17 protein-coding genes are annotated in these 10,823 nt (G+C 41.9%); 13 read left to right on the top strand and 4 right to left on the bottom strand.

Translation table 11 applies throughout. The features are described from left to right. Window positions 1-45 precede the first annotated feature (45 nt). The 8 genes from CHU92_RS02510 to CHU92_RS02475 all read left to right on the top strand — a co-directional run bounded on the left by CHU92_RS02510 (window position 46) and on the right by CHU92_RS02475 (window position 5,188). On the top strand, window positions 46-456 hold the full coding sequence (locus CHU92_RS02510) for an OsmC family peroxiredoxin (protein WP_094412277.1): 411 nt from the start codon (window positions 46-48) through the stop codon (window positions 454-456). A gap of 80 nt (window positions 457-536) precedes the next feature. After that, on the top strand, window positions 537-1,508 hold the full coding sequence (locus tag CHU92_RS02505; RefSeq protein WP_094412275.1) for a helix-turn-helix transcriptional regulator: 972 nt from the start codon (window positions 537-539) through the stop codon (window positions 1,506-1,508). A gap of 57 nt (window positions 1,509-1,565) precedes the next feature. Continuing rightward, entirely contained in the window at window positions 1,566-2,078 is a 513-nt protein-coding gene (locus tag CHU92_RS02500; RefSeq protein ID WP_094412273.1) for a DinB family protein, read from the top strand. Window positions 2,079-2,246: 168 nt separating this feature from the next. Next, window positions 2,247-3,491, top strand: coding sequence for an ornithine--oxo-acid transaminase (gene rocD / locus CHU92_RS02495; RefSeq protein ID WP_094412271.1), 1,245 nt, complete (start codon window positions 2,247-2,249; stop codon window positions 3,489-3,491). A gap of 32 nt (window positions 3,492-3,523) precedes the next feature. Further along, window positions 3,524-3,994, top strand: a complete 471-nt coding sequence (locus CHU92_RS02490) for a DUF5362 family protein (RefSeq protein ID WP_094412269.1) — start codon at window positions 3,524-3,526, stop codon at window positions 3,992-3,994. Window positions 3,995-4,068: 74 nt separating this feature from the next. Then, window positions 4,069-4,392, top strand: coding sequence for a hypothetical protein (locus CHU92_RS02485; RefSeq protein WP_094412267.1), 324 nt, complete (start codon window positions 4,069-4,071; stop codon window positions 4,390-4,392). 66 nt (window positions 4,393-4,458) lie between these two features. Continuing rightward, window positions 4,459-4,641, top strand: a complete 183-nt coding sequence (locus CHU92_RS02480; RefSeq protein ID WP_094412265.1) for a hypothetical protein — start codon at window positions 4,459-4,461, stop codon at window positions 4,639-4,641. Then, entirely contained in the window at window positions 4,631-5,188 is a 558-nt protein-coding gene (locus CHU92_RS02475) for a Smr/MutS family protein (protein ID WP_094412263.1), read from the top strand. Before CHU92_RS02480 ends, CHU92_RS02475 begins: the two co-directional genes overlap by 11 nt. 32 nt (window positions 5,189-5,220) lie before the next feature. Here the strand turns inward: CHU92_RS02475 and CHU92_RS02470 are convergent, their stop codons facing one another. Continuing rightward, on the bottom strand, window positions 5,221-6,168 hold the full coding sequence (locus CHU92_RS02470) for a hypothetical protein (protein WP_094412261.1): 948 nt from the start codon (window positions 6,166-6,168) through the stop codon (window positions 5,221-5,223). A 96-nt stretch (window positions 6,169-6,264) separates the two neighbouring features. Here CHU92_RS02470 and CHU92_RS02465 point away from each other — a divergent pair, with 96 nt between their 5' ends. After that, window positions 6,265-7,392, top strand: coding sequence for a cysteine desulfurase family protein (locus CHU92_RS02465; RefSeq protein WP_094412259.1), 1,128 nt, complete (start codon window positions 6,265-6,267; stop codon window positions 7,390-7,392). 7 nt (window positions 7,393-7,399) lie between these two features. On the opposite strand, the gene CHU92_RS02460 is transcribed toward CHU92_RS02465, so the two are convergent. Next, the gene (locus CHU92_RS02460; RefSeq protein WP_094412257.1) at window positions 7,400-7,600 is read right to left on the bottom strand and encodes a hypothetical protein; all 201 of its coding nucleotides are present in this window, start codon (window positions 7,598-7,600) and stop codon (window positions 7,400-7,402) included. 88 nt (window positions 7,601-7,688) lie between these two features. Between CHU92_RS02460 and CHU92_RS02455 the strand changes: the two genes are divergently transcribed. From CHU92_RS02455 to CHU92_RS15750, 3 genes are all read left to right on the top strand, one after another. Further along, window positions 7,689-8,156 carry a YdeI/OmpD-associated family protein gene (locus tag CHU92_RS02455; protein WP_094412279.1) on the top strand — a complete coding sequence of 156 codons (468 nt, stop codon included), beginning with the start codon at window positions 7,689-7,691 and terminating at the stop codon, window positions 8,154-8,156. A gap of 258 nt (window positions 8,157-8,414) precedes the next feature. Next, entirely contained in the window at window positions 8,415-8,999 is a 585-nt protein-coding gene (locus CHU92_RS02450) for an RNA polymerase sigma factor (protein WP_094412255.1), read from the top strand. A gap of 50 nt (window positions 9,000-9,049) precedes the next feature. Further along, window positions 9,050-9,199 carry a hypothetical protein gene (locus CHU92_RS15750; protein WP_165764571.1) on the top strand — a complete coding sequence of 50 codons (150 nt, stop codon included), beginning with the start codon at window positions 9,050-9,052 and terminating at the stop codon, window positions 9,197-9,199. 18 nt (window positions 9,200-9,217) lie between these two features. Here the strand turns inward: CHU92_RS15750 and CHU92_RS02445 are convergent, their stop codons facing one another. Beyond that, the gene (locus CHU92_RS02445) at window positions 9,218-9,877 is read right to left on the bottom strand and encodes an endonuclease III domain-containing protein (RefSeq protein ID WP_094412253.1); all 660 of its coding nucleotides are present in this window, start codon (window positions 9,875-9,877) and stop codon (window positions 9,218-9,220) included. Between the two features lie 84 nt (window positions 9,878-9,961). On the opposite strand from CHU92_RS02445, the gene bcp reads away from it, so the two are divergent. Beyond that, window positions 9,962-10,417 (top strand): thioredoxin-dependent thiol peroxidase, encoded by a 456-nt coding sequence (bcp, locus tag CHU92_RS02440; RefSeq protein WP_094412251.1) that lies wholly within the window; start codon window positions 9,962-9,964, stop codon window positions 10,415-10,417. A 6-nt stretch (window positions 10,418-10,423) separates the two neighbouring features. Here the strand turns inward: bcp and CHU92_RS02435 are convergent, their stop codons facing one another. After that, on the bottom strand, window positions 10,424-10,783 hold the full coding sequence (locus CHU92_RS02435; protein ID WP_165764570.1) for an LptA/OstA family protein: 360 nt from the start codon (window positions 10,781-10,783) through the stop codon (window positions 10,424-10,426). Window positions 10,784-10,823: the final 40 nt, after the last annotated feature.

Genomic DNA, 10,823 nt, shown 5'->3' with positions numbered 1-10,823 from the left:
TTCGAAATAAATTCAACTTAAATTCCTAATGACTTTTTTGGGATTATGAAAAGAAATGCAACAGCCGTGTGGGAAGGGTCGCTAAAAGAAGGCGACGGAAGGCTTACCACCCAAAGCGGTGTACTAAGCAATACAAAATATTCATTCAAAACACGTTTTGAGTCAGAGTTGGGTACAAACCCTGAAGAGCTTGTGGCAGCGGCACACAGTGGCTGCTTTACCATGCAGCTTACTGCTTTTATTAACGAGGCCGGCTACAGCGTAACCTCAATTGAGACCAAATGTGACATTGATTTCCAAAACGGCAGCATTGTTAGCTCGCATTTAACCGTAAATGCTAAAATTGAAGGCATTGAAGAGGGCGAGTTTCAGCAGCTTGTAACCAAAGCAGAGCAAAACTGCCCGATATCAAAATTGCTGAATACCAAGATTACATCGGAAGCCACATTAGCTTGATCTTTATTCCTCTTACAATATAACAAGTTGCCTCCTCACCGGGAGGCAATTTTAGTATCTTTGAAATATATAATTGTGCCATGAACCGCTTTGACCGAATTACAGCAATCCTCATCCAGCTCCAGTCTAAAAAAATTGTGAAGGCGCAGGACCTTGCAGATAGGTTTGGCATCAGCCTCCGCACTGTGTACAGGGATATCCGCACGCTCGAAGAGGCCGGTGTGCCGCTTTATGGCGAGGCGGGTGTAGGCTACTCATTGGTAGAAGGTTACCGCCTGCCGCCTGTAATGTTTACAAAAGAGGAGGCCATGGCTTTTGTAACTGCGGAAAAACTTATGGCCCAGTTTACAGATGATATGCTCCGGCAGAATTTTACATCGGCCATGTTTAAAGTGAAAGCCGTGCTGCGTGGTAGCGAAAAGGACCTCGTGGAAAACCTTGAGGAAAACATTATAGTTTTTGAAAAGAAGCGCAACAATACCCCGCCGCCAAACAGCCTTGATGTGCTACTGAAAGCTACCGCAGAAAAGAAAGTTGTAAAGCTGCTTTACAAATCATTTGGTAATGATCATGCTTCAGAACGATTTGTGGAACCGCTTGGGATTTTTCATGAGCATGATAACTGGTATACCATTGCCTGGTGCCATATACGCGAAGATTACAGGCAGTTCAGGGCTGACCGGATAGTAAGCGTGCACCTTACCGACCTGCCACAGCAGGAACGTGCCTCACTTAAGGAATATTATAATCTTAAAAAGCAGGCTAAGGCATCATTCACCATGCAGAAAGCCGTAATAAAAGTAGATAAGCATGTAGCGCTGTACATGCAGGACAGGAAACACTACTTCGGGTTTGTAAGTGAAACAGAAAAAGATGACTGTATTGAAATGACATTCCTTACAGAGTCACCTGAAGACGGGCTTGCACGCTGGCTGCTGTCGTTCGGTGATTATATACAAATAGTTGAACCGCAGGCGCTGAAGGACAGGATTATATACCTCCTGGAAAAAAGCCTTGAAAAAATTGCAGGCACTAAAAACCTGCTGACATAGGGTTGTCACTACCCGTGGCTTACTTTGTGGTGTTAAACAATTTAAACTACAAACACCATGGAAATAATAACATTAGACATTGTAAGCCTGCTACAGAACGAGATGGAGCAGGAGGCCAAAACAACACGCAGGATGCTGGTACGCATTCCGCCTGAAAAATTTGGCTGGCAGCCTCATCCTAAAAGCATGACACTTAAAAAACTTGCCACACACGTAGCCGAACTCCCGGGCTGGATTGCTATGGCCCTGACAACCGATGAGCTGGATTTTAATGATAATCCCTATGTGCCAAGAGATGTAAAGAATACCGGGCAGTTGGTGGATTATTATGAAGAGTCGCTTAAGAACGGGCTGCAGGCGCTGGCCAAAGCTGATAGTGCTGCATTTACTGACGAATGGGTGTTGCGTACCGGCAATACGATACACAGCCGCAGTACCCGTTATGATGTTATGCGCATGGCATTATCGCAAATAATACACCACAGGGCGCAGCTGGGCGTTTACTTAAGGCTGCTAAATATACCCATACCCGGCAGCTACGGCCCAAGCGCTGACGATAACAGCTTTTAATATTCATCTATCAGTTATACCCCCATTCTCAACGGAATGGGGTTTTCTTTTTGAAATTATCATTAAATAAATAAAAAATCATTTTATTTTTATTAATTTGCAATAGTAATGGATGATTTCTCTCCATAAGAAGGAATTGCTATATTCAGGAAGATTAAATTTGATTTCATGTCAGTTTTAGAAAAATTAAGTTCGGCTGATGCCATTGCTCTGGAAGATAAATATGGTGCACATAATTACCACCCGCTGCCTGTTGTGCTGAGCCGTGGAGAAGGAGTGTATGTTTGGGATGCGGAAGGCAAAAGGTATTATGATTTCCTTTCGGCTTACTCTGCCGTTAACCAGGGGCATTGCCATCCTAAAATTGTAAATGCGCTGGTAAGCCAGGCACAGACGCTCACTCTTACGTCGCGTGCATTTTACAATGATCAGCTGGGCAGGTACGAAGAATTTATAACAGGTTATTTTGGTTTTGATAAAGTATTGCCTATGAATACAGGCGCCGAAGCGGTTGAAACAGCCATTAAGCTATGCCGTAAATGGGCCTATGAAAAAAAGGGTATTGCTGAGCATGAAGCAAAGATAGTAGTATGCGAAAATAACTTCCACGGCCGCACCACTACCATAATTTCTTTTTCTAATGACGAGAATGCACGTAAGAACTTCGGCCCTTATACGGCAGGTTTTATAAAAATACCATATGACGACACTAAAGCGCTGGAAGATGTGCTGAAGTCTGAGAAAAACATTGCAGGTTTTCTGGTAGAGCCCATACAGGGCGAAGCTGGGGTTTATGTGCCTCAGGAGGGCTACCTTGCCAGGGCAAAGCAGCTTTGTGAGCAGCACAATGTACTTTTTATTGCAGATGAGGTGCAAACCGGTATTGCAAGGACCGGTAAGCTGCTGGCAGTGCACCATGAAGATGTTACACCTGATATACTTATACTCGGCAAGGCACTTTCGGGCGGGGCGTATCCTGTTTCGGCCGTACTTGCCAATGATGCTGTTATGAATGTTATAAAGCCCGGCCAGCACGGATCTACTTTTGGCGGTAACCCTATAGCAGCCGCTGTGGCCATAGCCGCCCTTGAAGTAGTAGAAGAAGAAAGGCTGGCCGAAAACGCAGAAAGGCTGGGGAGGCTGTTCCGCGAAAGACTGGGCGAATACGTAGCAAAAAGTAACATTGTATCGCTGGTAAGGGGGAAAGGCCTTTTAAATGCTATAGTAATCAACGATACTGAAGACAGTTCAACGGCCTGGGACATTTGTATGGCCATGAAAGAAAACGGGCTGCTTGCCAAGCCAACGCACGGCAACATCATCCGTTTTGCACCGCCGCTTGTAATGAACGAGGAACAGCTGCTGGATTGTGTAAGGATCATTACGCAAACACTTGAGGATTTTGAACAATAACCAAACAATAATCAATTAAAACCAACTTAACCATGGATTACAACACTACATCTTCATTTGAGTCTTTTGAGCTGCAGGTTAATTCAGTAGCTAACGATTTTTTAAGGGGCGCCGCAAAATGGGCTTCTATACTTGCCATTTTAGGCTTTATAGGGCTCGGCATTTTAGTATTAATGGGTATAATGGTATTTGCCGCCGGAAGCATGGTTGACAATGCTTCTTCAATGGGTTCTGCCATGCCATTCCCAATGTCGGCAATAGGGCTTTTGTATATCCTTATGGCCGTAGTTTACTTTTTTCCTCTTTTGTATCTGTATAAGTTTTCTGCAGATGCCAAAGCAGCACTGAATAATAGCAATACCGAAAAGTTAACCGACTCTTTTAAAAACCTGAAATCACATTTTAAGTCAATCGTACTTATCATAATTATTGGTGTTGTGCTTTACATTGTAGGTATCATTGCTTTTGCTGCAACTATTGCATCGGCTACGGGCAACATGTAATATAACGTTTTATAAAAAATACGAATCCCGCTCCGGCGGGATTTTCTTTTATATTTGCAATAACAGCTATTGCTATGGTTAAAAATTCAATAATTGGAGATATGCCAGTCACCCTTTTTAAAGCATTAAAATTTGTACATCCCCTGCTTTTTATATATTGGCTGGGCAGTAAATTTATCAATGTGCAGGAAAATGTTTTCTTTGGTATTGTATATGAAATGTCAGCTTTACTTTTTGTACTTTTCACTGTTGCCGTTCCTCTGTTTGTAATAGTGTACTGGATTATTAATAAAGGCAAACTAAACAAAACGCTTACTGTGCAATTACTTCTTCACCTGGTTTTTTCAGGTATAAATATAGTTGTTATGACACTCGATCCGGCTAATTTTACCTCATAGAGGTGCCTGCTAAAAACCCTGCATGGCTACCTTTATTATTTTATCAACTCATTTATATTTGGCATTGTGAAAACCATATACATAATCCTGATGTTCGCGGCCGCATTCCTTGCCCTGTGGGAACAGTCAAAGCCGCAGCCCAACAAGTACCTGATGGTAGGAGGCATAGCTGTTTTTATGCTGGGGCTGATGCAGCTAATGAACAAGGTACCCGGCAAGAACAATAATAAAAACGGCGATGAAGCTTAAAGTAGGAGATGAGGTAAGTGTGCTTGATGATTCTTTCACCGGGCGGGTAAAAAGCATTAAAGGCGATAAGGTAAATATTGAAACACCTGAAGGCTTTCTGCTTGAGTTCGGCAGCCATGAACTTGTAAAAATAAGCGCTGCAGACGACATGAAAAGCGTTTTCAGCAACAGGAGCCCGCAAAGCATATTAAAGGAGAAAGAAGAGCCCAAAAAGCGTTCCTTCATCAAAGAGAAAAAATCACGCAGGGATGAATTTGTCCTTGAAGTTGACCTGCATATTGAAAAGCTGGTGCCCAATAAAAAAGGGATGAGCAACTATGACATACTTACTTTGCAGACAGAAACCGCAAAAAGGCAGCTTGAATTTGCCATAAAGAACAGGATGCCCAAAGTTGTATTTATACATGGTGTAGGCGAAGGCGTACTGAAAGCCGAGCTTGATTTTTTGCTCGGAAGATATGAGGGTATTACCTTTCAGGATGCCAATTACCAAAAGTACGGGCTTGGAGCAACAGAGGTGTATATAAAGCAAAACCCTAACAGGTAATTAACCTGTTAATAAAGTATTACAAAATAGAATTAATTGGTATTGTAGGTACCTATCCTGTATTCGGGGCTGGTGCCGTTTGTTACTATTATGGTTTCGCCAATAGTATTGCTAAACACAGCATTTACCAATGTAATTACATGATTGTACCCGCCTGCAGTTGCCTCTGTTGTAGTTACTGTAAGCTGCCCTGCTGTGGCAAACCATTGGCCGGTTACAGGCACTACAGGAGGTGTAGAGCTGCAAAAGAACGTGTTAGATGCACTTCCGGCATATCGGGTAAATACAACCTGGTTGTCATCACCTGTATTGGCAAGGTCAACAGTAACAGTACCTGGCGTTGTTGAAAACGTACCTGCTGCCAGGTCAAAAAGCAGTGTCTCGCTGCCGTTAACCCTGAAAACCCTTTCTGCTGAGCCTCCGCAGTCGTTCAGCAGTATATTATTTTCATCGTCAAGAAAATCAAATGTATATCCGAGCGCCTTCTGGAAAGTGCCAAAGTCATTATCCTGTAACACTAAGGTCTCCTCGCCGCGGGTAAAGGTAATATTGCTCAGCCTGATTATATGATTATATCCTACAAGCACATCCTGTTCGTTAAAACGTTTTATGGTTTCAACAGTTACGGTGCCGCCGGGCAACGCTACCCATTCTTCCGCAACAGGAGGCAATGATGTTAATGGGTTATTACTGCAGAAGGCGCTGGCGGATACGTTAGAGGTATAGTTTCGGTAAAGTACCCTGTTTGTGCTGTTGACAGTTATGATTCTGGGTTGGCCTTCAGGCGTTTCAATGTTATAAAAAGCAGCAGGGTCAAGGTCAAGTATAAGTGCCTGGGAGCCATTTACTTTCAGTACAAGCCTGTTGTTGGTGCAGGACTGTATATTAGCGGTGCCAAAGTTAAAGTCTTTAAAAATAATGTCTCCATCATCACATCCAAGAAAGAAAAATAATGTTATTATCCCAAATATCTTTTTCATTGATAATAATTTTCAGCAAAAATAGTATTTTTAATTAGTTTCAAACCATATAATCCATACTGCCCCACGTTAAGTTTTTAGTTAATTTTGCATGTAATGAAAAGAGTATACCTTGACAACGCTTCTACGACAGTTATACGCCCGGAGGTTATAGCCGAAATGGCCCGCATAATGAGCGAAACGTATGGCAATCCCTCCTCAACGCACAGTTTCGGGCGCAGTGCCAAAGTCGTGCTTGAAACAGCCAGGAAAACAATAGCGGGGCTTATTGGTGCCGAAGCGCGTGAGATTGTTTTTACCTCGGGAGGTACCGAGGCGGATAACTGGATAATACGCAGCGCCGTGAAAGACCTGAAGGTTAAGCGGATCATTACAAGCAGGGCAGAACACCACGCAGTACTTAATGCTGTTGAGGCAATAGCAGCAGAGTATGATATAAAAGCTGATTATGTACATATTTCGGCTACAGGGGCGGTAGATATGGAACACCTTGAGGTATTACTGCAGGAAGATGTTTATACGCTGGTTTGCCTCATGCATGTAAATAACGAAACGGGGGTAGTGCTTGATTTAAAAGCTACAGGACAGCTGTGCCACAGCCACAATGCCCTTTTTATGTCAGATACGGTGCAGGCTATAGGGAAGGAGATGTTCAATATCCAGGAACTGCCGGTAGATTTCATTGTGGCAAGCGCACATAAATTTCATGGGCCCAAGGGTGTGGGCTTTGCTTTTGTAAGGAAAAATATCCCGCTTAAGCAGTTACTGTACGGTGGCGAGCAGGAAAAAGGGTTCAGGGCCGGCACCGAAGCTGTGCACCAGGTGGCAGGAATGGCTAAAGCGCTGGAAATGGCCTGCGCGGGGCTGGCAGCAGAAAAGGCTTATGTAACAGGGCTACGTGAGTACCTTATTGACTCACTTAATGCTGCTTTCCCGGGTTATAAGATTAATGGTGCAGGCAGCAGCCTGTTTTATAATATCATCAATGTAATGCTCCCGCTGCCGGAAGAAAAGACAGCTATGATATTGTTTCACCTTGATATGAAAGGTATTGCTGTTTCCAGGGGAAGCGCCTGCCAGTCAGGCAGTATAAAGCCTTCTCATGTGCTGAGCGAGATGCTGTCGGGCGAAGACCTCAGGAAACCCTCTTTAAGGATATCGTTAAGCCACAACAATACCCGTGAGGATATTGACCTTTTTATTGAAGCATTAAAGTCGGTTTGATAAGAAGCTATTTTTTCTTTTTCTTCTTTTTGCCCCATTTGTTCTTCATATCCTTATAGGATTTTTTTGAAACGGTTGATTTTTTCTTAGGCCGTGAAATGCCTTTTTTCTTCCTGGCGTTTATATTATTTACCAGTGAGTTTTTAACGCCAAGTTTATTCTTTTTGCTACTGCTCTTTTTCGCTTTTTTCTTTATTTTCGTACTCATAATACAACCTTTTATATAAAGTTACTTTAAACAGGCGGCATTTGCAGCCATTATAACATATCCATAAGTTTTGTTCAGCAATAACAACATGCAGCCCCTTGTAGATAATAAATACCTGTTAGAGCGTTTTTCCGGCAAAGGTGGCTGGACCTACGCCCGCATACCAGAAATACAGGCAGGTATAGCAATACCTTTTGGAATGGTTAAGGTTTCCGGTACTATTGACGGCTATAAAATAAGCGCCTATCACCTGATGCCTATGGGTAACGGCCAGTTATTTTTACCTGTAAAGGCAGCAATACGCAAAAAAATAAAGAAAGAAGAAGGCGATTATGTACATGTGGTTCTTTACCGGGATGATTCGGTATTTGAAGTGCCTGCTGAAATTAAAGCTTTTTTTGAAGAAGAAGGTGTAGCTGCCGCTTTTAATAACAGAAAGAAGAGCGAGCAGAAAATGTGCTGCGAATGGATTATGTCGGGCAGGCGCGAAGAAACAAAACGGGAAAGGATGATAAGGACAGTATACAGGCTGCGAAAGGGTGAAAAACTGCTATAGGGTGCTGTTGATAATGTTTTAATCTGCTAACGTTTTTACTTACAAAATATCGCTTATATATCTTATTAATTAAGCTTATTGCCTTCAAAATGTTAAATTTTTAATTTACGCTTGTTTTATAAAAATAATTTATGGTATATTTGGCATATCATTAATTCCAAATTAACATTGCTTATAGGATAACATTACTTTTTAGATAAAATTCTGCCGGCTTGCCGGAGGACTAAATTAAAAAAAAAACGCTAAAAAGTTATTGCTATGGCTAATGTTGTAATCCCCGACGCCGTTCTGGTTAAAAATTATACCTGTGGAGATGAAAATGCTCTTGCGGTATTAATAAAGCGGCACCAGTCAAAACTTTACGGTTTTATTTACTCAAAAGTTTCAGACCGTGATATTGCCGATGACATTTTTCAGGATACCTTTATAAAGGTGATCAGGACTTTAAAATCCAACTCCTATAATGAAGAGGGAAAATTCCTGCCATGGGTTATGCGTATTTCGCACAACCTGATAGTTGACCATTTCAGGAAGAATAAGAAAATGCCCATGTACCGCGAAACAGAGGAGTTCTCTATATTTTCAATAATGACGGACAGCAGCCCGAACATTGAGAACAGGATTATTACTGACCAGGTGGAAAACGACCTGCAAAGGCTGATAGAAGAACTGCCCGATGACCAGCGTGAAGTATTGCAGATGCGTATATACCAGGACCTTAGCTTTAAAGAGATAGCCGACCTTACGGGTGTGAGCATCAACACCGCACTGGGCCGTATGCGGTATGCCCTTATGAACCTGAGAAAAGTGATAGAAAAAAATAAAATTATTTTGACGAATTGAGCAATATAAAAAGCTGCTATGCGTTGTATAGGTAAATAAACAACTTATACATGGCAAAAATCTACTCTGAAAAGAAATTAGCAGCCCCGAAGAAAATGTTACCTAAAAAAGAAACAATCAATTTTCTGCTTAACTATTCAAAAGCATTAAAAGTGGTTAAAACATCTGGTAACCTTACATTTGAAAGCATTGCTAATTAAAGAAAAACCTCCCGCTGATTAACGGGAGGTTTTTTTATTATAAGCATCCAGTACGCTTTTCCTTCCTATAGTTTTAGTTATTATATCTTTTTCAAGATTCCAGCCCCTTGCCGGCGAATATTCGCGCCCGTACCATATTATCTGCAGGTGAAGGTCGTTCCACAACTCGCGCGGGAAAAGCCTTTTGGCATCTTTTTCGGTTTGCTCCACATTTTTTCCATTACTTAAGCCCCACCGGTACATGAGGCGGTGTATGTGGGTGTCAACAGGAAATGCAGGTATGCCGAAAGCCTGGCTCATTACTACGCTTGCCGTTTTGTGCCCCACGGCAGGCAACGCTTCCAGATCTTCAAAACTGGCCGGCACCTGCCCGTTATGTTTTTCAATAAGTATTTTTGAAAGCCCGTAAATACCCTTTGCTTTCATTGGCGAAAGCCCCACAGGTTTTATAATCTCCCTTATTTCCTCCACACTTAGCTTAACCATATCATAAGGGTTGTCTGCCCGTTCAAACAATAATGGTGTTATCTGGTTTACACGGACATCAGTGCTCTGTGCCGACATCAATACCGCAATCAGGAGCGTGTATGGGTCTTTATGGTCTAAAGGTACAGGTATGGTAGGGTACAAGTTGTTGAGGGTGTCAATTACGAACTGTACTTTTTCGGCTTTTGTCATGTCTCTTACAAATTTTCTTTTCGCATTTATAAATTGCTAAACATTCATTAATTTTAATCTTCTAAAGAATCAAAGATAAAAATTATGACAACACTAAAAAAAGGAGACAAAGCTCCTGATTTTTCAGGTACTGACCAGGATGGGAAACAACATACACTGGCAGATTATAAAGGCAAAAAACTGGTAGTGTTTTTCTATCCGAAAGCTGATACGCCCGGATGTACCGCCGAAGCATGCGACCTGCGTGACAACTACCACCGTTTCCGGGCGCAGGGTTATGAGCTTCTTGGTGTAAGCGCTGACAGTGCTAAAAAGCAGGCTAAGTTCAGGGAAAAGTACACACTGCCTTTTCCATTGATTGCTGATGAGGACAAAAATGTAATTAATGCCTTTGGCGTATGGGGACCGAAGAAGTTTATGGGTAAGATTTTTGATGGCATACACCGCACTACCTTTGTTATTAATGAAGAAGGTAGTATTGAAGATGTTATTACCGATGTTAAAACCAAGGAACACACAAGCCAGATTCTAAAGGATTGATAAAGCTTATTCAAGATAAGCCTTGTCATCGCCAAGCTTATAACGCATCATACTTCGTGTTTTAGCGCCATTAGTATCAACAACTTCTATTGGTATCCTCATTCTCCACGTAAAATTTCCGTGGGCAGTAATTTCTTTTGTTTCTTCATTAAAAACTACCTTATCAGCATCATTAATTTCAATGGCATTGGTAACAAAATATACATCACCTGTTAGTTCAGTAATCTTATTATCCTGGTCATATACCATTTTTCCAGCTTCGGCAGTATAGTAATCACCTTGTATGCTTGCATTTTCAGTAGTAATGGTTGAAGTGGTTTGTGAGTAGCTGTTAAAACCTGAGGCAAGCAATATACTTAAAACCAATCCTGTCCTAAATAAAATTTAACACTATCAAACTTAACCA

Origin of the sequence: Flavobacterium cyanobacteriorum (assembly GCF_002251835.1) — a bacterium.
In the GTDB taxonomy this organism is placed as follows: Bacteria; Bacteroidota; Bacteroidia; order Flavobacteriales; family Flavobacteriaceae; genus Flavobacterium; species Flavobacterium cyanobacteriorum.
The sequence above is the reverse complement of the archived record's forward strand: the minus strand, read 5'-3'. Positions and strand labels throughout refer to the sequence as shown.

Coding starts and splice junctions, on each gene's coding strand:
- CHU92_RS02510 (WP_094412277.1), top strand. CDS start 46: ATGAAAAGAAATGCAACAGCCGTGTGGGAAGGGTCGCTAAAAGAAGGC.
- CHU92_RS02505 (WP_094412275.1), top strand. CDS start 537: ATGAACCGCTTTGACCGAATTACAGCAATCCTCATCCAGCTCCAGTCT.
- CHU92_RS02500 (WP_094412273.1), top strand. CDS start 1,566: ATGGAAATAATAACATTAGACATTGTAAGCCTGCTACAGAACGAGATG.
- rocD (WP_094412271.1), top strand. CDS start 2,247: ATGTCAGTTTTAGAAAAATTAAGTTCGGCTGATGCCATTGCTCTGGAA.
- CHU92_RS02490 (WP_094412269.1), top strand. CDS start 3,524: ATGGATTACAACACTACATCTTCATTTGAGTCTTTTGAGCTGCAGGTT.
- CHU92_RS02485 (WP_094412267.1), top strand. CDS start 4,069: ATGGTTAAAAATTCAATAATTGGAGATATGCCAGTCACCCTTTTTAAA.
- CHU92_RS02475 (WP_094412263.1), top strand. CDS start 4,631: ATGAAGCTTAAAGTAGGAGATGAGGTAAGTGTGCTTGATGATTCTTTC.
- CHU92_RS02470 (WP_094412261.1), bottom strand. CDS start 6,168: ATGAAAAAGATATTTGGGATAATAACATTATTTTTCTTTCTTGGATGT.
- CHU92_RS02465 (WP_094412259.1), top strand. CDS start 6,265: ATGAAAAGAGTATACCTTGACAACGCTTCTACGACAGTTATACGCCCG.
- CHU92_RS02460 (WP_094412257.1), bottom strand. CDS start 7,600: ATGAGTACGAAAATAAAGAAAAAAGCGAAAAAGAGCAGTAGCAAAAAG.
- CHU92_RS02455 (WP_094412279.1), top strand. CDS start 7,689: ATGCAGCCCCTTGTAGATAATAAATACCTGTTAGAGCGTTTTTCCGGC.
- CHU92_RS02450 (WP_094412255.1), top strand. CDS start 8,415: ATGGCTAATGTTGTAATCCCCGACGCCGTTCTGGTTAAAAATTATACC.
- CHU92_RS15750 (WP_165764571.1), top strand. CDS start 9,050: ATGGCAAAAATCTACTCTGAAAAGAAATTAGCAGCCCCGAAGAAAATG.
- CHU92_RS02445 (WP_094412253.1), bottom strand. CDS start 9,877: ATGACAAAAGCCGAAAAAGTACAGTTCGTAATTGACACCCTCAACAAC.
- bcp (WP_094412251.1), top strand. CDS start 9,962: ATGACAACACTAAAAAAAGGAGACAAAGCTCCTGATTTTTCAGGTACT.